Annotated in this window: 15 protein-coding genes; 5 read left to right on the forward strand and 10 right to left on the reverse strand. The window is 58.1% G+C overall.

Annotated elements, in window-relative coordinates:
• The 5 genes from AC0QKW_RS06875 to AC0QKW_RS06895 form a co-directional block, all read right to left on the reverse strand.
• Positions 1 to 595 (reverse strand): photosynthetic reaction center family protein (locus AC0QKW_RS06875; RefSeq protein ID WP_473150322.1); only part of this gene is annotated, 595 nt, incomplete at its 3' end.
• Between the two features lie 149 nt (positions 596 to 744).
• The gene (locus tag AC0QKW_RS06880; protein ID WP_473150323.1) at positions 745 to 1,092 is read right to left on the reverse strand and encodes a histidine triad nucleotide-binding protein; all 348 of its coding nucleotides are present in this window, start codon (positions 1,090 to 1,092) and stop codon (positions 745 to 747) included.
• 46 nt (positions 1,093 to 1,138) lie between these two features.
• A complete protein-coding gene (locus AC0QKW_RS06885; RefSeq protein ID WP_473150324.1) occupies positions 1,139 to 2,653 on the reverse strand; it encodes an FAD-dependent oxidoreductase in 1,515 nt (504 codons plus the stop codon).
• A 285-nt stretch (positions 2,654 to 2,938) separates the two neighbouring features.
• Positions 2,939 to 4,411, reverse strand: a complete 1,473-nt coding sequence (locus AC0QKW_RS06890) for a carotenoid oxygenase family protein (RefSeq protein WP_473150325.1) — start codon at positions 4,409 to 4,411, stop codon at positions 2,939 to 2,941.
• A 97-nt stretch (positions 4,412 to 4,508) separates the two neighbouring features.
• Positions 4,509 to 5,972, reverse strand: coding sequence for a folate/biopterin family MFS transporter (locus AC0QKW_RS06895; protein ID WP_473150326.1), 1,464 nt, complete (start codon positions 5,970 to 5,972; stop codon positions 4,509 to 4,511).
• 534 nt (positions 5,973 to 6,506) lie between these two features.
• On the opposite strand from AC0QKW_RS06895, the gene AC0QKW_RS06900 reads away from it, so the two are divergent.
• Positions 6,507 to 9,071 carry a DUF4912 domain-containing protein gene (locus AC0QKW_RS06900; RefSeq protein ID WP_473150327.1) on the forward strand — a complete coding sequence of 855 codons (2,565 nt, stop codon included), beginning with the start codon at positions 6,507 to 6,509 and terminating at the stop codon, positions 9,069 to 9,071.
• Positions 9,072 to 9,084: 13 nt separating this feature from the next.
• Here the strand turns inward: AC0QKW_RS06900 and AC0QKW_RS06905 are convergent, their stop codons facing one another.
• Positions 9,085 to 10,557 carry a hypothetical protein gene (locus AC0QKW_RS06905; protein ID WP_473150328.1) on the reverse strand — a complete coding sequence of 491 codons (1,473 nt, stop codon included), beginning with the start codon at positions 10,555 to 10,557 and terminating at the stop codon, positions 9,085 to 9,087.
• A 135-nt stretch (positions 10,558 to 10,692) separates the two neighbouring features.
• Between AC0QKW_RS06905 and AC0QKW_RS06910 the strand changes: the two genes are divergently transcribed.
• Together AC0QKW_RS06910 and AC0QKW_RS06915 are read left to right on the forward strand one after the other, a co-directional pair.
• A complete protein-coding gene (locus AC0QKW_RS06910; RefSeq protein ID WP_473150329.1) occupies positions 10,693 to 11,604 on the forward strand; it encodes an alpha/beta fold hydrolase in 912 nt (303 codons plus the stop codon).
• Between the two features lie 272 nt (positions 11,605 to 11,876).
• A complete protein-coding gene (locus AC0QKW_RS06915) occupies positions 11,877 to 13,274 on the forward strand; it encodes a metal-dependent hydrolase family protein (protein WP_473150330.1) in 1,398 nt (465 codons plus the stop codon).
• 161 nt (positions 13,275 to 13,435) lie between these two features.
• On the opposite strand, the gene AC0QKW_RS06920 is transcribed toward AC0QKW_RS06915, so the two are convergent.
• The 3 genes from AC0QKW_RS06920 to pstB form a co-directional block, all read right to left on the reverse strand.
• Positions 13,436 to 14,254: an inositol monophosphatase family protein gene (locus tag AC0QKW_RS06920; RefSeq protein WP_473150331.1), complete on the reverse strand. Its 819-nt coding sequence runs from the start codon at positions 14,252 to 14,254 to the stop codon at positions 13,436 to 13,438.
• A gap of 2 nt (positions 14,255 to 14,256) precedes the next feature.
• Positions 14,257 to 15,717: a BCD family MFS transporter gene (locus AC0QKW_RS06925; RefSeq protein ID WP_473150332.1), complete on the reverse strand. Its 1,461-nt coding sequence runs from the start codon at positions 15,715 to 15,717 to the stop codon at positions 14,257 to 14,259.
• Positions 15,718 to 16,001: 284 nt separating this feature from the next.
• Positions 16,002 to 16,805 carry a phosphate ABC transporter ATP-binding protein PstB gene (gene pstB / locus AC0QKW_RS06930; protein WP_473150333.1) on the reverse strand — a complete coding sequence of 268 codons (804 nt, stop codon included), beginning with the start codon at positions 16,803 to 16,805 and terminating at the stop codon, positions 16,002 to 16,004.
• Between the two features lie 327 nt (positions 16,806 to 17,132).
• Here pstB and AC0QKW_RS06935 point away from each other — a divergent pair, with 327 nt between their 5' ends.
• A complete protein-coding gene (locus tag AC0QKW_RS06935; RefSeq protein ID WP_473150334.1) occupies positions 17,133 to 19,298 on the forward strand; it encodes a diguanylate cyclase domain-containing protein in 2,166 nt (721 codons plus the stop codon).
• A gap of 20 nt (positions 19,299 to 19,318) precedes the next feature.
• On the opposite strand, the gene AC0QKW_RS06940 is transcribed toward AC0QKW_RS06935, so the two are convergent.
• Positions 19,319 to 19,507: a hypothetical protein gene (locus AC0QKW_RS06940; RefSeq protein ID WP_473150335.1), complete on the reverse strand. Its 189-nt coding sequence runs from the start codon at positions 19,505 to 19,507 to the stop codon at positions 19,319 to 19,321.
• Between the two features lie 276 nt (positions 19,508 to 19,783).
• Between AC0QKW_RS06940 and AC0QKW_RS06945 the strand changes: the two genes are divergently transcribed.
• The gene (locus AC0QKW_RS06945; RefSeq protein ID WP_473150336.1) at positions 19,784 to 20,368 is read left to right on the forward strand and encodes an SRPBCC family protein; all 585 of its coding nucleotides are present in this window, start codon (positions 19,784 to 19,786) and stop codon (positions 20,366 to 20,368) included.
• The last annotated feature ends 162 nt before the right edge of the window (positions 20,369 to 20,530 follow it).

The raw sequence follows: 20,530 nt of genomic DNA on the forward strand, positions 1-20,530 counted from the left end.
TGTGGAAGGGGTGCATCAGAATGTTGTGCTCAGCCTGGAACACCAGCATGAAGTTGAAGGTGCCCGAGATGCCCAGAGGCATGCCGTCAGAGAAGGAGCCCTGACCCAGGGGATAGATCAAAAATACGGCGGTAGCCGCAGACAGAGGAGCGCTGTAGGCAACGCAGATCCAGGGGCGCATGCCCAGGCGGTAGCTCAGCTCCCACTGACGACCCATGTAGGCAAAAATGCCGATCAGGAAGTGGAAAATCACCAGCTGGTAAGGGCCACCGTTGTACAGCCACTCATCGAGGGAAGCGGCTTCCCAGATGGGGTAGAAGTGCAGGCCAATGGCGTTAGAGGAAGGCACAACCGCACCAGAGATAATGTTGTTGCCGTACATCAGGGAGCCAGCGACGGGCTCACGGATGCCGTCGATATCCACCGCCGGGGCGGCGATAAAGGCGATAATGAAGCAGATGGTGGCGGTTAGCAGAGTGGGAATCATCAGTACGCCAAACCAGCCCACATAGAGGCGATTTTCGGTGCTGGTAACCCACTGACAAAACCGCTCCCAAGCTCCCACGTTATCGCGGGCGCGAAGAGAAGTAGTCATAGTAAGAGTGCCAATGAATAACAACGAAAAATGAATAATGGATGAATAGAGTTCATTGCTCTATTCATCCATATGCAGTGTAAAGTTTCTCTTTTCTACAGAAAACTGTGAGAAAAGAAAGTTTATTTCGTTGTACAAAAGTAAATGGCTTAGCCCGGTGGCCAATCTAGACTGCGTCCCCCCAGCAGGTGCAGGTGCAGGTGAAAAACCGTCTGTCCGCCGTCGGTGCCAGTATTGATCACTACTCGATAACCGTTTTCAGTTAAGCCTGCCTGGTCGGCAACTTGCTTAACGGTTAGCAACAAATGGCCCAGCAGTTCTTTGTCGTCAGAGGTCGCATCCGACAGTTTGGGGATCGGCTGCTTGGGAATGACTAAAATGTGGGTCGGAGCCTGGGGGTTGACGTCGGTAAAGGCTAGGCAGAGATCATCCTCGTAAATAATGTTGGCCGGAATCTCTTTGCGGATGATTTTGCCAAAAATAGTGTCGCCACTCATGGAAAACGCTGGGCTAGAAGACGCCGCTATTGTCGCATGGGCCTGATCAATCACATACTTTTTGCTTTAACGGCTTCACCGCAGGCCCGTGAAGGATCTTGCCTTCACAGCTAAAGCGGGAACCGTGGCAGGGGCAATCCCAGCTTTTTTCGGCCTGGTTCCAGGCGACAATACAGCCCAGGTGAGGGCACATGGCAGACACGGTGTGGAGTTCACCGCTGTCGCTGCGGTAGGCTGCGACCTTGCTGCCCTTATGGGTGACGAGTTTACCTTCGCCTGGGGCAACGCTGTCGGTGGAGTCAAACAGACCTTTGAAGCGATCGCCCACCCAGTGGGTACCTACTTCCAGATTATTTTGAATTGAGGTGGGGGTGACAAAAGGCGTAGCTCGGGTTGATTCATACAGTTCGGCCCAAGGGTTCTCGATGCCGAGGATGCGATCGCACAGCACCATCGCTGAGATCACCGACTTGGTCATGCCCCACAGGCTAAAACCGGTGGCCACGTAGGTGTGCTGGTGGGCCGAGGTCAGGGGGCCGATGTAGGGCAGTTTGTCGAAGGAGACAAAGTCTTGGCTTGACCAGCGGTACTGAGGAGTGACCTTAAACGTATCTTGCAAATAGTTTTCTAAACGCTGGAAGCGCTCGTCGGTAGCGTCGTCGCTGCCAACTTTGTGGCCCTCGCCACCGACGATCAGCAGCGTACCGCCGTCGTCTGTAGGGGTGGTGCGAATCGAGCGGTAGCTGTCGCCTACGCCAATATACATACCCTGGGGAGCGCGATCGCGCTCAATCTGGCCTGCCACTAGGTATGACCGCTGGGGATAGGTCTTGGCAAAATAGAGGCCCAGATCGAGGATGGGCAGATTAGTAGTGACCACCACGTCCTGGGCGATGACGGTGGGGCCAGTCTCGGTGATGACGCGGCAGGGGCCTTCGCTCTCAACGGTTTTAACACGGGTTTGCTCGAAGACGTGGCTGCCGTTGCCGGGTAGGGTGGCGGCGATCGCCAGCACAAACTTGCGCGGGTGAAACTGCGCCTCGTTGGGAAACATCACTGCCCCGGTGACGCTAAGAGGCAAATCTATACTTTCTACAAAGCTACCGGGCAGGCCCAAGCGCTGGGTGGCTTCGACCTCATCCTTAACCTTGCTAAGGCCGTCTTCGTCGGTAGCAAAGGTGTAGTTGGCCTTGCGCTCAAAGTCGCAGTCGATGTTGTGGGTGGCGATGAGGTCGGCCAGACGGGCGATCGCCGCCAAATTTGACTCCCCATAGAGCCGGGCCTTAGTTTCACCATGATTGTCGATTAGCTCTGCGTAAATCAGCTGGTGTAGCGCCGAAACCTTGGCGGTGGTGTGGCCCGAGACACCGGCACCAACGCGATCGGCCTCGATCAGCGCCACGGTCTTGCCCGCATCCTTAAGCAACTTGGCGGTGACGACTCCGGCCAGTCCGGCTCCTACCACAGCCACATCTACGGTGACATCCTCAGTTAAGGGCGGATAGCTAGAGGGCAGCGTCGAGTCGATCCAGTAGGAGATGTGGCGTCCGGTGGGGAGCATAGCAAAACTTTGCGGTGAGAACAGCTTCATTCTCGTCAACTTGACGCTGCCCCTCCTCTTCCCCTGGCCAGAACTTGGCTAGTGCTGACCATCTGTCGATAGAAAGAAAGATGTGATAGGCCAGACGACCCAGCCCTCCCAGGGCACCAACACCAGCGCCACCGTCTGGTTCGGCCAGTAGATCAACACCCTCTCCTAGGGCAGATCCCAGATTCTAGGGGTCTAGCGGCGGCTGAGCTAGCATCCTGGGCCGCTACCCAAGCCTCCTAGGAACGCCTATTTGCTCTAGGCCTCAGGGCCAAAGTAGTGGGGCACAAAGCTACCGTGCAGGCCGTAGGGCACATGGTGGGGCAGCTTGAGTCGGGCGATCGCCCCTGCCTCAATATCCTTGCCATCCAAAATCACCAGGTCAGAGCACTGCCGCTCGGCGTTGTACATCAGCACCAGCACCCAGCCGTCGTCGGTGTCGGTGGCACCGGGGCAGGGCACAAACAGCGGCTCGCCCATAAACCCGCGCGGCGCGGCGCTCCACAGCTGGGTTGCACCCGTGGCGGTATCCAGCTTCAGCAGGGCTTGCAGGGGGGCGTTGCCCTCGGCGGCGTGGGTGGTGCCGATATATAGATGGCGGTAGGGCCGCCCCTGGCAGTCGGGGTGCAGGGTAGGAAACTCCACACAGCGGGCGATCAGTGTGCTCACTTCGGCCTGGCCAGCGGCTAGATCCACCTGGAACCGCCAGAGTTGCCCGGCGGGCACCGCATCAAAGTCCACCTCGCGGAAATCGCTGACGTCTTCCAGGGCGGGGAAGCTGTCGTAGCAGACCGAATCCACCACGATTTTTCCGTCCTGTTCAAAGGCATTGGCGTGGTGGAAGACAAAGCACGGGGCTGTCTCCACCATCTGCATGGGGTCGCCGTTGCGGGGAATCACCAGAATCTTCGTCGGCTGTTTGGGGTTGTAGCTAATGCATTCTGCTGCGCCCTTGAGGCCCAGCAAAAAGGGCAGCGGGCTAAAGCTCACCGGGTTCTGGAAAAAGATGGCGTAGTTGGGGGTCAGGGCAAAGTCGTGGATGAAGGCAAAGCCGGGGATGGTGTGGCTGTGCTGGCTGAGGGCGTTGCCCTGGGCGTCGAGTTCGTAGAGGGTGATGGTGCTAGAAAACCCAGCTTTGACCGAGAAGCCCATCAGTCGCTGGTCGCCGTGGTGACCGGGGTCAATACGGGGGTGAGCGGTGAACGCGCCGCCGGGGGCAATCAGCCCATTGAGGTAATCGAGCCCCAGGGTCTCAAGGGTTTCAGGATCCAGCCGATGGGGCTCGGCAGCTTCCCACAGGGCCAGCAGCTTGTCGGCCCAGTAGACGATGTGGGTGTTGGCAATATTCTTTAGCTTCAGGTCAAAGGCGTTGGCAAGGGGGCCACCGGGCTTTTGGGTGCCAAACACGCCGCGAAACAACGGCTTTTTAGCCTGCTGCTCGGCCACGTAGCCTGCCGTGCGTACGAAGCGGTTGCGAAAGTAGGCCCGCCCCTCGCGGATGGCGATGCTGCTAACCATGCCGTCGCCGTCGAAGGGGTGTTTGACCGGATGGCCGTGAATATCCGTCAGGCCGGGGCCGTTGCGATATAGAGTGCCCTCTAGCTCTGGGGGAATGGTGCCCTCGATATCCTCGATCCAGTAGGCATATTCGTTGGGTTGGGAGCGATAGCCACTGGCCCAGTCGTCGCGGGAGTAGGCGGTGGCGGCAGGGCGGGGTTGGGTAGCGGTCATGGTATGGAGTTGGGGTAGTGGATGGGTAAGGGAGATGGAGAGGGTGTGGGAGATAGGGAAGAACTGGAGGGTGCATCCGCGCAGCGATACACCATTCCTACTCCCGCTGGGCAAAGCGTTCTGGCCCGGCATCGCCCACGGCCACCGGGTGCTCGGTGGCGTGGGGTGAAAACAGGCTGGTAGAGGCTAGGGGTGTATCGGCGGGGGGTAGACTTTCGCCGTGGCTCTCACTGTGACTGTCACCGCTATTGCCTACGCCTTGGGAGGAAGAATTGGGCAGCAAAAACAGCAGCGGCAGCGGTAGCAGGGTGGTGAGGTTGGTGATCAGCACCAGCTCCCACAGGTTGTCGAAGTTTGTCTCGGTGACGCTCAGCCAGTGAGTGAGCACTGCCCCTAGCTCGTGGGAGAGCAGGCCCGCCAGATTTACGACCGACATCAGCAGGGCAAACAGAGTGGCCTCGACGCCGGGGGGGCAGAGGCGAGCCGAGAGCACCAGCACTGGCATAAAGGCGATCTCGCCCATGACGGTGAGCACCAGGCTGTCGCCCAGGCTAAACCATTCGTCGCCAATGCCCAGGCTGCGGTTGGCGTGGGTGACTAGCAGCAGCATGCTCATGCCCAGCAGGCTAGAGAGCACCGTAGACCAGGCAAATATGGTGCGAAAGGGCACGGTGCGCAAAAAACGCTGGAACACCCAAATGCCCAGCAGCGCTGCCAGGCTGGTGACCAGCCGCACTCGACCCAAAAACTCAGGCTGAAAGCCCAGATCGTTGGTGGTGAAGAAAAAGAAGGCAGCGTCGGCGGTAGGGGTGGCCTGCCACAGAAACAGAAACAGGGCGGGCATCCAGATGGCGCGCTGGCGCACAGCCTGCCACAGCTGCTTGACCTGGTTGGTGACAACCCCCCAGCTCGGGGCATCCACCGGGTCTTCGGCAATCATCCAGGCGACCAAAGAGACAACCAGCGGGAAGGTGGCGGTGATGCCGAAGACGGCGCGGGTGCCGATGTGCTGAAGCAGTGCCCCACCTAGGTAGGCGGTAAGAATGCCGCCCACGGCAGAGGTACCCCAGGCCAGAGATTGCAGGGTGCCCGCATGGCTCAGGGATTCGCCCCGGGCGCGCTCAACCACTAAAGAATCGACAATCACATCGCTGACGGCGACGGAGAGGGAGCTGAGAGTAATGGCCGCGATCGCTCCCCAGCCCGTCTGCACCACCGTGGCTAGCGCCAGCCAGGCCCCCGCCCCCAGTAGCCCAGAAAGAATTAGATAGGGCCGCCGCCGATAGCCAAAGATGGGCAGCCCGTCAGACAGCAGGCCAAACACAGGCTTGATCGTCCAGGGCAGGGTGGCAATGCCGGAAAGGGCGGCGACCTCGGCGGGGCTGAGGCCCAGATCATCTTTTAAGAAAAAGCTCACCGCCAGGCGGGCTAGGCCCAAAATGCCCTGCACAAAATACACCAGCAAAATCGCTGCGAGTTCTGAGGTCAGAGGCTGGCCGAGGAGAATGCGTTTTTCCACAAAGCCTTGAATGCCGCTGGAGGTGGAGGAAGAAGCCGTCATAAAGCAAAGAAGTCTTATGGGGCGGTGAATCTAGAATTTGTTAAGAAATGTCAATGACTTCACTCATCATAACTCGCTGGGCAAAGGTGGGTCGCCAGAGGAAGTTTTGGGAGGTTTTTGGATCCATGTTGAGGGTTATTTGCTGCCGAATAGCCATGCCTAGGGCTCGCTGGGCGATCTTGGCGGTGGAGTTGGGTGGTGAGCAAATTTACTTATTGAGGTTCCCAATGCCGTTCTGGGCTGGACTGGGTAAAAGTGCCAATTTTTGAGAAATCTGGGGATTTAAGGGTTGCTATTGTCTCTGCTTGTCGCTGGCATTTTCCCATTGACTCCCCTGGCGAATGCTGCAATAGTTGAGCGTAATTCTTGAGTACGCACCAAATCTGGGGCAATCGATGGGTTTTGCGCGATCGCATGCTCGTCCCTGGCCTGCTGACTTGGTATGGTTGCCTAGCCTGTAGTTCTTTGCCCCCTCGCCAAACGATGCAGTATTCAGTCAAGCTTCTTGTTGCCGCGCTGTTGGCCCTTGGTCCTGTGGCTCACCCTGACCTGAGGGAGTTGGCCCTAGCGCAGGTGACCCCCCAGATCTTTGAACTGCCAGCGACCGTGCCTGCAGGCACGACGCTGTCAATTCAGAGTTCCCCAAACTTGGGGGTGGCGGCCCAGGCTCTAAAGCAGGAGTTTGAGACGACCTATGCCGGTACTGAGGTGGGGGTTGAGATTACCAGCAGCGACGATGCGATCGCATCCCTAGTCAACAACACCATTGAGCTGGCGGCTATCGGTCGGCCGCTGACAGATGCTGAAAGAGCCGAGGGACTCGCCACCGTAGACCTAGAGCGGGCCAAGATTGCCATTATCATCGGCCCCAACAATCCTTTTGACGGTGACCTTACCTTTGCTCAGTTTGCCGCTATGTTTCGTGGCGAGATCACCGACTGGTCAGAGGTCGGTGGTGAGCCAGGCCCCATCCGTTTTGTCGATCGCCCCGAGATTAGCGACACCCGCCGCTCTCTCAGTCAGTACGAGGTCTTTCGTGACGCCCCCTTCGAGACTGGGGCTACCGCCGATCTGGTGGCCGAAGATGACACCGCCGCAGTAATTCAGGCGCTGGGGAATGATGGGATCAGCTATGCGATCGCTCCCCACGTGCTCGACCAGCCGGGGGTGAAGATTGTGCCCATGCACCAGACCTTGCCCGACGACCCCCGCTATCCCTATTCTCAGCCTCGCTACTTTGTCTACAAGGGTGAGCCGAGCCCGGCAGTGGCGGCGTTCTTGGGCTATGCGACGGCTCCGGTCGGCTTAGCGGCGATCGCCGCAGCCCAAGGTGCTGAAATTGAAGACATTGCTGAAGCGGTAGCGACCACCGCCCCCGCCGCTGAAGAAGCCCCTGCCGCCGCCCCCGCTGCTGAAGAAACTCCTGCTGCTGCGCCTGGTTCTGCCGAACCTGCCCTTACCGAACCTGACCCCGCCGAAACAGCTCCGGCTGCCCAGGGCGATCGCGGTGGCTTTGCCTGGTGGTGGCTACTGCCCCTGGCGGCGCTAGCGGCGCTATTGGGTGGTCTGGCCTGGCTGCTTGGTCGGGGTCGCGGTGCTGCCCCTGGGGCCGAGGCTCCCGCAGTTATCCCGCCCCCACCGGTAGAGCCGCCCCCGGTAGTTCCGCCGGTGCTAGGGGTGCCCCCGGTGGGAGATGAGCCTGTCGCCGCCGCTCTTTCTGAGCCGGTGCTGGCCCCTCCGGCCCCCGAGCCTGAAATTGTCACGGTCAATGAGGTGCCACCTGCTCCAAATCCAGTGGTTACGGTCCCAGCACCTACACCAGCGGCAATTCCGCCGGAGATTCCTGCCGCCCTTGGGGTGGCGGGTTTGGCTGCCGGGGCGGCGGCCTCTCTGGCCAGCACCGAAGACCAGTCGGCGATAGAAGCCAAAAAGTACGATGTGGTAGGCCACCCCACCGATGGCAGCCTAGATCTCTCCACCATTGACGACGGCCTGCCGCCTCTGCCCGACGGCTACGGCGAGAGCCGCATTGTGCTGATGCCCCGCGACCCCCAGTGGGCCTACGCCTACTGGGATACCCCCCACACCCACAAAGAACAACTGCGCCGCCAGGGCGGCGAGCACTTGGCCCTGCGGCTCTACGACGTGACCGGCATCAACCTTGATGATCAAGCTCCCCACAGCCTGCAGCAGTTTGGCTGCGACGAGATTGCTCGCGAGTGGTACATGCAGATTCCGGTGAGCGATCGCGACTACCAGGTCGAGATCGGCTACCTGGCGGGCGATGGCCGCTGGCTGGTGCTGGCCCGCTCCAACAGCATCCGTATTCCCCCCGTCTATCCCTCCGATTGGACAGAAGAGCACTTCCTCACCGTCACCTGGGACGAGAACCTGCGCGGCAGGACCATGATGACCCTGGTAGACCCCCGCACTGCCACAGCCGATGCCGGGCTGCACGAACAGCTCTATGCCCTGGCCCACCCTGGCGAGGCGCTGCGGGTCGATGGCTCACTCTTTGGCTCCATGCAGCATGTAGCTGGGTCGGTTCCCTCGCCGGTTAGCTCCTACGTTTTCCCCTCTGGCGCAGGACTGGGAGCTGCGGCGCTGACCATGTCTGGGTTGTCAGGCTTTACGGCGTCAGGCTTCCCAGGGCCAGCTGCGGCCGCCTTCCCCGGTGTGACAATGTCGGGCATCTCAGGCCTCACCCTCTCGGGCGCTGGAGTGGCGGGGCTCACAACCTCCGGCATTGGAGCCTTTACGATGTCGGGCTTTTCGGGCCTTACCATGTCTGGGGTCGGCATGGGCGCGCCGATTCGGCCACGGAAGTTTTGGCTGGTGGCCGATGCTGAGCTGATTGTGTACGGGGCCACCGAGCCCAATGCCTCTGTCACCGTGGCAGGCGTTCCTATCGAACTTTCTGAGGATGGCACCTTCCGGTTTCACCAGTCGTTCCAGGATGGCACCGTTGACTACCCGATCATGGCGGTGGCAGCGGATGGTGAGCAGAGCCGTAATGTGCATTTGACCTTTGAGCGGCGTACCCTCGATCGCAATACCAACACCCCAGACGAAGCTCAGGAAGAATGGCCGAACGCTTAGGCCATGGGCTTGCCTAACTGCCCTGGCTGAGGTTGTAGAGCTGGTAGCGCTCTTCGATCAGGCGATCGACATCGGCGGCGGCCAGGCGTTTGACGTAGTTGAGCTTGATTTCTTCGAGAAAATCAACCACTAGAGCCTCTATCTCTTCAACATTCTCATTTTCTTTCAGCTGAACCTTGAAGGTATCGCTGAATTTTTGGATCAAGTCCTGCGTCAGACCACTGCCGGCTTCGTTTTCGAGCGATCCTTTGAGCGCCTCATAGAGGTTGGCTGACAGCTGAGCTACCACCCGCTGGGCTACCTGGTCAGGCAAATCGCCGATGCCGGGCAGCTGCCGAAACCCCTGGTAGCCGGGGGTGCTGTCAAAGGCCTTGGTAACGGTGTGCTTGAGTAGGGCATCGATTTCCGGCTTTACATGGGGTAGCACGTCGTACACGGTCAGGTTAGCCAGCCGTTGGGCGATGACTTCTAGCTCATTGACACCGCCAACCTCGATATAGCGACGCCCAGCACTAGGGTCGAGCAGGGCTTGACTGACGCTACCGTCACGCACCAGCGACTGCATCTGATCGATGATACGCAGCACTACTATTTCGGTAATTTCAACCGCTACCTGGCTGATCACAAACCGGCTGATGCTGTTTTGAATGGGGTCGAGATTGATCAGATTAGATTGGTTGATGCGAATGGTGACCGGAATCAGGCGCAATAGAGCCAGCCAGGGCATGCGCAGGCCACTGAAGGGAAAAAGCAGCAGCAGGTCATACCAGCGCCAGAGCACGGCGTCGCGCATGGTGAAGTTTTTGTAGCGGCGATCGAGGTAGATGCTGCGGGCCAGTAGCTCTAGGCCAAAAATCAGGTTGAACCAAATGTCGATACGCCAAAACCTGTCGACAAAGCCGCCGTGAACAGCGGTGTTGCGAAAGAAGTTGGTGTTGATCAGGGGGCGAATGTCGTTGTTAAAAAAGGCAATCTCGCTGGGAAAGCCTGACTGACTGAGGTGGTCAAAGCTCCAAAATTCTTCAAAAGAATCGGTGGCAGACTCGTTGTCCATGCGATCGCGCAGGCTGTTCTTAATCCGCTCTAGGTTGCCTGAGCGATTGGCCAGCTGAAAGGGGTTCTCGTTGATCATCGCCCGGCTCTGCTGCTGGAGGTCGAGCAAAATTGTCTGGGCCTGGGGGGAAGTCAGCCCGGTCTGGGCCACCTGCTCCTCCAGGGCATCGACCGTTTCGAGGTAGCTGACGGTAAACCGGTGGGGCTCAATCCCTTTGAAGGTCTCGCCGTACCAGGTGGTGATCTGGGGCAAAACCCTCAGATACTGGTCGCGCAAAGGGATATAGCTCAAATCGCCAATGACCAAGGCCAGGTTGGTCAATGCCACCAGAGCCATCAGCTTTTCAAACCACAGTGACTTGGCCCGCCTGGCATCGTACTTAGAAAATTCGCGGCGGTTAGCTGATTTGCGGGGGCGAGATAGGGCGGCCATGGCAGCGAGCTGAAGTGCATTCCTCTGCAACAATGCCTGGTATTCGGTGTTTTGTCATCTCTACTGGGTAGGTTGCGCCGGATTCGCTACCATCGTAGTTAATATTCGTTTACAAAGCTGCTGCGCGATCGCCCTATGACTGTCTCCGTCCAAACTGCCCAACCCCACACCTACTGGCCCTGGCGCGGTCAGGCCATTCACTACGTGGTGGCGGGAGCAACACAGGGCGCTGGCGAAGCCTCTCCCGAGGAGAGTCGCCCGCCCCTGCTGCTGGTGCACGGCTTTGGTGCTTCTACAGACCACTGGCGCAAAAATATCGAGGGTTTGCAGCAAGATTTCCAAGTATGGGCGATCGACCTGCTGGGCTTTGGGCGATCGGCCAAACCCGACTGGCAGTACAGCGGCGACCTGTGGCAGGCCCAGCTCCACGAGTTCATCACCGAGGTGATCGGTCGCCCGGTGGTGCTGGCGGGCAACTCCCTAGGGGGCTATGCCTCGCTGTGCGTCGCCGCCAACCATCCTGAAGCCTCTGCTGGACTGGTGTTGCTCAACAGCGCCGGGCCGTTTTCGACCCCGGCCCAAACGCCCCCTCCCACGCCCAACCCGATCGCCAAGGCCATTCAATCGCTCATGCTTCAGCCGCTACCCAGCTGGCTGCTGTTCCAGTACGTGCGCCAGCCCGCTACCATTCGCCGCACCCTCCAGCAGGTGTATCTCGATAAAACCGCCATCACCGATCAACTGGTAGAAGACATTCGCCGCCCCGCCCTTGACCCCGGTGCTCCCAAGGTGTTTGCCTCAGTATTTAAATCGCGTCAGGGCGAAAAGGTAGATGAGCTGCTGCAAAAGCTCTCCTGTCCTTTACTGATGCTCTGGGGCGAAGGCGACCCCTGGATGAACTGCCGCCAGAAGGGGGCTCAGTTCCGCGCGCACTATCCCGCGCTGACGGAGCACTACCTACAGGCGGGTCACTGCCCCCACGATGAGGTGCCCGACCAGGTCAATAGGCTGCTGAAGGATTGGGTCTTAGGTCAGGTGAGCGGGTGAGTAGGCAGTGAATACCTTGGATGCCTTGTAGCCCATACTTTTGAATCGAAAAATTACGCGCCATCGGTTGGTTGTAATTCGATGCTTGTAAATGATGCAAAGTAGTTGTACGGTGGCGGTTCTGATTTGAACGGGGGGTGTCCTGTGAAAATCTAAGCTCTCCAGGTTTTTACAGCCCTGGTTCACTCGGCAACTGCCTGCTTAAATTGACCGAGAATAAGAGGGCAGGGAAATCCCTTTATATCTATCGCACCTGCATTGAGAATTGCCCTATGCCTATACGTCCGCGTTACATCGTTGCCGCCTTAGGAGTTTTTCTCCTAGGGCTGCTGACTTTGGTCATGTCTCAAGCTAGCTTTGCTCAGAGCCCCGGCCCTGGCCAAAATTCTCAAGGGTCGGCCATCCTTTTTCAAAATGTGCAAATCTTTGATGGCGTCTCTGACACCCTAACGGCACCGTCAAACGTACTGGTAATCGGCAATACCATTCAGGCGATCGATACCCGACCGTTGCCGGTGCCAGCCGATATCGGCGTCGTTCGGATCAACGGTGGGGGACGGGTGTTGATGCCGGGCCTGATTGACGCCCACACTCACCTGTTTATGGAAACCAGCACCCAGGAAGATCTGATCGCGGCTACCGCCGGGCCGGAGCGCCTTTTTCAGAAGGCTCAAGAGAATGCCACCGCCATGCTGATGCGCGGGTTTACCAGTGCGCGAGATCTGGCAGGGCCAGTGTTTGAGCTGAAACGATCGATCGATCGAGGGGCCGTTGTAGGGCCGCGCATTTGGCCGTCGGGGGCGATGATTTCCCAGACCAGCGGCCATGGCGATTTCCGTGAGTTGAGCGAACTGCCCCGCACGCCAACCTCAGAGCTGAGTCTGGCAGAACAGTTTGGGGTAGGGGCGATCGCCGATGGTGTAGATGAAGTGCTGCGCCGCACCCGTGAGCAACTGATGCTAGGGGCCAGCCAAATCAAGCTGGCGGCTGGGGGTGGGGTGGCCTCTGACCACGACCCCCTCGATGTTAGCCAGTACACCGAAGCTGAACTCAGGGCAGCGGTAGAAGCCGCCGCAGACTGGAACACCTATGTCGCGGTTCACGCCTACACCCCTCGCTCCATTCAAAAAGCAATTCGGGCGGGGGTGAAGAGCATTGAGCACGGCCAGTTGCTCGACGAAGAAACCGCGCGGCTAATCGCCGAGAACGATGTCTGGCTGAGTATGCAACCATTTCTTGACGATGAAGATGCTAACCCCTACCCAGAGGGGTCTGAGAACCGGGCTAACCAGCTGCTTGTGGCCGCAGGTACTGACAACGCCTACAACCTGGCAAAAAAGTACAACGTTAAAACCGCCTGGGGCACCGACACCCTCTTCAACCCCGAAGGTGCCACCCGGCGCGGGGCTAAGCTAGCCAAAATGGTTCGCTGGTATAGTCCGGCGGAGGTGCTGCGCATGGTGACGAGCACCAATGCGACTCTGCTTGCCCTGTCTGGGCCGCGCAACCCCTACCCTGGCAAACTGGGCGTAGTGGCAGAGGGGGCTCTGGCAGATTTGCTGCTGGTGACAGGCAACCCACTGGAGAATATTCGGCTGATTGAAGACCCTGAAACCAACTTTTTAGTAATCGTAAAAGATGGGGTGATTTATAAAAATCTGCTTGGATAATTCGCCCCCGCGCCCACGGTCGATTTCCTTCTAAACTGGGGGAAACCAAGCCTATGCGAAAGCCTATTTTCCTAAAACTATTTTCTAGAAGGGCGACTTCTAGAAAATAGTTTTCCCTGAAGTTGGGATCCGCATAGTTTAGGTTTCGCTTTGCTGAACGATCACCAGGTGCGATTTGCCACCCGTTTGACCAGGGGGGCAAAGATCTCTGTCCACTCTGGCTGGGCCACTAGCAGGGTTGGATAGGGTCGGCGGCTATAGTTTTGACCAACTGCCAAGGGAAATGGATCTCCGTCATCCAGAGAGACCCAGGTGGCTCCAGCCGCCTGGGTAATGGCCCACACTGCCGCAATATCCCAAATTTTGGGGGTAGCTTCTACCGCGCCGATCGCCCAACCGGCCCCCACCATCAGCAGGTTGTAGGCGGCAGACCCCAGCATACGAATCTTGCAGGGAAAGGGGTTGGCGAGCACCGCCGTGCTGCGGGCGCAGAGGCTAAAGAACTGGTTTTTGTTCGGTTCTGCCTCGCTGGTGTGGATGGGGCGACCGTTGCAAAAGGCACCCCTGGGCATCTCCAGCCCGCTCCCCCCCGGCCAGTAGCCGTATAACGACTGGTTTAGGGGCGGCATGGCCACATAGCCAAACACCGGAGTGCCTCGGTACAGCAGGCCCAGGGAGATACCCCAGACCGGAATACCCCTAGTAAAGTTGGTAGTGCCGTCAATGGGGTCGATGATCCAGCACCAATCGGCGGCGGGGAAAATGTGCTCGACCTCTTCGCTGAGTACGCCGTGGTTGGGGAATGTCTCGCGAATGGCGGCGCGCAGGGTGTTGTCAGCCCAGCGATCGCACCTTGTCACCAAACTCCCGTCGGCCTTGGTGTCAGCCTGTACCTGGCCAAAATCTGCCAGCAGCTGGTGTCCCACGGTTTTGGTTGTCGCTTCGGCAAAGGCCAGCACCTGATCCCAAAAAACATCCATCGCTAGTCCATATCACTTTCTAGGGCTGCGGTGATCGCCGCCTTAGCATTGGCCTGAAATTCTTGAATGTTGACCCGGCGCAGCAGCACCACCGCTACCACCATGCCCACCGCCTGCACCATAAACACCAGCCCGTAGGCCAAAAATACCGCAGTGGTGGGCACCTCCCCCGTGTAGAAAAGACCCAGAATACCTCGGCCCAGGTCAAGCACTCCGCCGCCCAGCACCGTCGCGCTACCTCGGGCGATCGCCTGAGCCAGCCCCCAGGCTCCAATAAACGTACCCGCCGTCTCCGCCACCGTCAGATCCAGCATCAGCACGATCGCCCCCAGGGTGAGCACCCCCGAGGCAATGCCAAAGCAAAACACCGCCCCCAGCAGCACCGGGGGGGCTCCGGTCAGCCCCGAGAGGGTAATGCCCAGCAGGCTCAGCGCCGCCCAGCCGCAGCCAATGACAACCGTGCGCTTTTTGCCAATCCGGGGCACTACCAGCAGCCCGGTGACAATGATCCCCAGCAACGTGCCCAAGCCAAAGGCGGCATTGAGCTGGGTGGTTTCGGCAATGGTCATGCCAAAGACTTCGCCGCCGTAGGGTTCGAGAATTGCATCTTGCATAAACAGGCTGAGGCTGAGCACCAGCAAAAAACCAAAGAACAGCCGGGTCTGGGGGCTGGCGGTGAGAATGCCAAGGGCCTGGGGTAGGGTGATACTGTCTTCGCGGCCAGCGATCATGGAGCGCTGCGATCGCCGCGAGTATTTGCGCTCGATGCCCACCGTGCTAAACACCGACAGGGCAATCACCACCGCCGGGGCAATCACAAACAGCCGATTCACCGAGCGCCGCAGCTGCTCAATGGGCGCATCGAGCTCAATGGGCTTAAGTACGATCGAGACAATAATCACCCCGGTGATGATGCCCACCATCAGCATGGCCCAGCCGATACCCACCAGGCGCGATCGCGAGTCTTCGTCCGACACATCCACCAGCAGGGCGGTAAACGGGGTCGAGGTGGCGCTCAGGGCCAGCCCATAGATCGCAAACAGCAGCGCCAGCAGCCCCACCCAGGGGTACACCGCTGGCCCCCAGCCCGAGGTCGCCATGGCCTCTCCCAGCCGCCACACCACCTGCACGGCAAAAAACGACGTCATCGCCACCACCGAGATGCCAATCCAGATATAGCCGCTGCGGTGGTAGCCCAGCAGGGGTTTAGAGTCAGACATCTGGCCAAACCACACCCGCGCCGGAGCCATAAACTGGTGCACCGCAATGGTGCCCGCCGCGATCAGCGCCGGCACCTGCAATTCTTCGATCATGACTCGGTTGAGCACACCGAGGGTGAGCAGCGACATGATGCCCAGGCCCATGTTAAACACCCCCAGGCGCAGCATGGTCACGGTGCTGAGGCTGGGCTTGACGGTGGCCGAAGCGCCCCCTGTCGAGGGCGAGACATCTGGACTAGCCATAGTTAGGTGAAAACGTAGGTAAAAATCTTTGAAGATAGTAATACCTTAGACCTTAATTGGCGGGCCGCAACTCTGGATGGCCCTAGAGCGTATGCCTAAAAAAAGAACCCAGGACTGGCCTGGGTTGTCGACTGTAAGACGTTTGCTTTTTTGAAATCGCCCAGGCATTGATCGAGGCCCAGTTCTGCCCACAAAAATGCCGAAGATTTTTGTGGGCAGAACTGGGCGCAGTCTCTACAAATCTCCTTAGGCAATGTTTCCGATAACGTTCTCAAGTCTTGGGCCTAGCCGAAGCGACCCGACACATAGTCGCGGGTAAACTGCTCCTGAGGGTTATTGAAAATGTTCTCTGTTCTGTCGAACTCCACCAGATAGCCTACCTTGCCACCTTTGGGGGTGGGCTCTGCATTGTAGAAAGCAGTGCGATCAGACACCCGCGAGGCCTGCTGCATGTTGTGGGTCACAATGATGATGGTGTAGTCTTCCTTGAGCTGCTTCATGGTTTCCTCGATCTTAATAGTCGAGATTGGGTCCAGCGCAGAGCAGGGCTCATCCATCAGTACTACATCGGGCTGAATGGCGATCGCCCGAGCGATGCAGAGACGCTGCTGCTGACCACCGGAGAGAGAGAGGCCGCTCTGCTTGAGCTTGTCTTTAACCTCGTCCCAAACAGCGGCCTTGCGGAGAGAGGTTTCTACCAGCTCGTCCATATCGCCCTTGTAGCCATTGATGCGCGCCCCCCAGGCAACATTTTCATAGATTGACTTGGGAAAGGGGTTTGGCTTTTGGAACACCATGCCGACCTTGCGCCGCAGCTCTACGGCATCGACCTTGTCGGCGTAGATGTTGTCACCATGAAACGTAATCTTGCCCTCGACTCGACAGGATGAAATGAGGTCGTTCATACGGTTGAAGCAGCGGAGAACGGTGCTCTTACCGCAGCCAGAGGGGCCGATAAACGCCACAATCTCATTCCTGGGCACATCTAGGTTGACGTCGCGCACGGCCAAACTTGACCCATAGTAGACGCTGAGCTTTTCGGCCCTGAGGGCAACATCTGTCGAGGGAGGCGCATAGGTGTTAGGCATTGTGGCACCGGGGTGGGCTACGGCTCTAAAAGGCTTACATAATTAATACTTGCAGGCTATGGCAGTTTTCGGGTTAAGGATAGGCTAAGGGACAGCTCTGGGTAGTGCTTCCAGGATTAGACCTCAAAATCAAGGGGGAATTGTTTCAGATCACCGCGATCGCTCGACCTCGGTCAATAAATCACTGCTACAGATCACGGGCAAGCCCGCCTGTACTGCCTAGTATGGGCTTGTAGCGATCGCCCTGAGCTGTTCTGGTTGAGGACGGTAAACACTTTATCCAAGGCAGTTCTGGGCACCTTATTTTGAGAAGGTAGGTAGGGTGTTTTGCTTCACTTAATTTTGCCGATCGAGCCAGTGCCAAAACTCCCTTTTTACCGCTTTTACCGTCTCCTGAGTCAGCTACTCAGGCCGTTTTCGCTGAGAGTGGTGTTGAGGGCTGTCTTTGCCTTACAGATGGTCTGTATCGTTGGGTTGCTGGGAACGTTGACCCTCTATTTGGGCACTTGGCCAGTAGCGCTGCTGAGTCTCGGGGTCATTGGCACCTCCCTAGTGGTGGGTCTGGCTGTTATCAATCGTATCTTGCAGCCCATTGCCCAGTTACATCGGGCCATTCAAGCGACAGCTGAGGGCGATTGGCAAACCCCTTTGCCCATCGAAAATCGGGACGAACTAGGGCAGCTGGCATGGGCGTTTAACGCGATGGCGGAAAAGCTCCAAGACTCGTTTTCGGAGTTGGAGCATCTCAACGCGGAGCTACAGCGCAGCGAACGGCGATGGCGACAGTTTTTAGATGGTATTCCCCTTGGCATTGCCGTGTACAGTCGCAACGGCGATATGGTGTTTGCCAGTCAGCAAGCCCGCATTTTACTCTGCCTTGAAGATATGCCTTCGGTGCCCTCCCTAGGTCTAGATGACACCTTTATTGCCTATCAATTGGGCACCGACCGGCGCTATCCACTGACGGCTCTGCCCATTGCTCAGGCACTGCGGGGGCAGCCCAGCTGGGCCGATGACATTGAGCTGCGCCCAGGCAATCAACCGGTACCCATTGAAATGGCGACGACGCCAATTTTTGATCAGACGGGGCGGGTCGAGTTTGCGATCGCCGCCTTTCAAGACATCACCACTCGTCAGCAGGCCCAAACCCTGCTGGCCGACTACAGCCAAACCCTAGAGCGCCAGGTGGCCGATCGCACCGCTGCCCTGCGCCAGGCGGAGGCGACCCAGCGGATTATTCTAGAGGCCATTCCTGACCTACTGGCGAGGTTTTCGGGAGATGGCGTTTGTTTAGACGTAATGAATGCCGGGGCGGTAGATCTGATCGCCGAGCCCAGTACCCAGATCGGTAAGCCCATGAGCGAGGTGCTGCCGTCGGAAATGGCTGCTGAGCGCATGCACTACATTCGCCTAGCCCTGGAGACGGGGCAGCCTCAGATCTATGAATATCAGTTCCAAGGCTCTACGGGCTGGCGTTACGAAGAGGCGCGCATTGTGGCCAGTGGGCCAGACGAAGTATTGGCGATCGTGCGCGACATTACCGATCGCAAGCAGGCCGAGGCTGAAATTGCCGGACAGCGCCAGTTTTTGCAAAACGTCATCGACAGTATTTCCAGCATTATTGTGGTCAAAGATCGGCAAAACCGAGTGCAAATGGCCAACCGAGCCAGTGTAGCGCTGCAGGGCATTACCCCGACGGCAATGGCGGGCAAAGGGGACATGGAGCTAATTCCTAGCCTCTCAGTGTTTGACGCCGACCAGCACAGCCCCATCTACCAGCAGGTGATTGACACCCAGGTGCCCTACCAGGGAGAGCAGGAAGTTATCGATCGCTTCGGCCACCGCCGTTGCTACCAGGTCGAGATCAGCCCTTTTCGAGATGCTCATAGCACGGTTACCGGGGTGATTGTCAACTGCATCGACATTACCGATCGCAAGCAGATGGAGACAGCGCTAAAGGCCGCAAACGAAAAGCTAGAGCGTTTAGCTACCCTCGACGGGCTGACTCACATTCCCAACCGGCGTCGGTTTGATGAGTACCTGGCCCAAGAATGGCAGCGCCTGGTCAGAGAGCAGCAGCCTCTATCGCTGATTATGTTTGACGTTGACTTCTTTAAACCCTATAACGACAGCCTGGGGCACCAGCAGGGAGACGAGGCCTTGATTGCCATCTCTGCGGTGGTCAACCGGGCCGTCAAGCGGTCTGGAGATCTGCTCGCCCGCTATGGCGGCGAAGAGTTTGCGGTGGTGCTGCCCAACACCCGCCGGGTGGGTGCCGAAAACGTGGCTAAGGCGATTCAGCGAGAGGTGGCGGCATTACAGATCGCCCACCCCCAGTCACCCGTGAGTGAGTACATGACCGTAAGCATTGGCATCGCCAGTGTGGTGCCTACGGCAGAGCAAGCGCCAGAAGACTTAATCGCGGCGGCCGACGCGGCTCTGTATCAGGCCAAGAGACGAGGGCGCGATCGCTACTGGATTCGCCTGATTTAGCTCTGAGAGATTTCGGCCTGCTAGCGAATGCGCTGTAGACTGCTCACAATGCCCAAACCAAAGCAGGCCAAAATCAGCACCCAAATTACAGCCCCAGGTATGAAGCCCAGCACTGATAGACCGCGTAAAATCCATACCACTGCGGTCAGGCCCAGGGCGGCTAGAAAGATCTTGGTCAGGGGTTGTAGAGGGTAACGACGACGGGCCATGGCGAGTCTGGCTGTATTTATAAAGCTTTCACTAGGGTAGGCGAGAATACGGAAACCTGGGGTGAAAGCACCGTAATGATAGTACAGCTCCAGATGCCTTCCCTAGGAGTTGGGCTTTAAATAGAGAAAGCCTAGCGGATAGGGCTGCTGTAATCTTAGGTTACTTGCCCCCTTGCCGCTGGGTCTGTGGGCGCCCTCAGGGAGCAAGGCTGATCTCCTGGGGGCAAGTTAACCCTGAAAGGGCCACCCGGTTACGTTGTTAGGAGGAGTAGAGCAGTGGTTGTTAGCAAAATGCCGGTTCTTGAGGCCAATCTACGCAGCGAGTTTTTAGCTCAGTTTTCACCCCATGACCAAATTGCGCTACTGCGGGGCGATATTTTACTCAATACTCAGCCTAGCCCAGACGGCGGAGCCGTCATTGCTCATATGTATGTGCCTTTGAGCCGTCCCCAGGTTTGGCCCCAGGTGACTAACTACACCAACTGGACCCAGTATTTTCCCAACATCACCCACAGCGAGGTGCTAGAGACGGTCAAGACCGCGACCCAGCGCTATCGTCGTCTCTATCAGGTGGGGCGCAAGGGCTTTATGATGCTTACCGCCCAGGTTGAGATCTACCTCAAGGTAGTCGAAACTGCCTGTGAGGGCATTCAGTTTCGTCTCGAGCAGGGCACGTTTTCGCATTTTGCCGCCGACCTCCATCTGCAAGACTTTAACCAGGGCACCCTAGTTAGCTACTCGGTGCAGGCCGCCCCCACCATCCCAGTGCCGACCTTTCTCATTGAGCAGGCAATGCGCAACGACCTGCCGGGCAATATGCGCCAAATGCGCCAGGTGCTGTGCGATCGCTACGGCGCGTAGTACGTCCCTAGCGTCTCCTCGTTTCATACTGATGGGCCAGAGTGATGGATAGGTTATACCGAGTCCTACCTGGCTACCCCCGATTGATAGGGGCGTAGCATGCTACGCCCCCTACGGGGTTCCTGTTTATGAATCGGGATTTACCAAATCAAATTTCGTATT

The organism is Pseudanabaena sp. PCC 9330 (assembly GCF_055795045.1).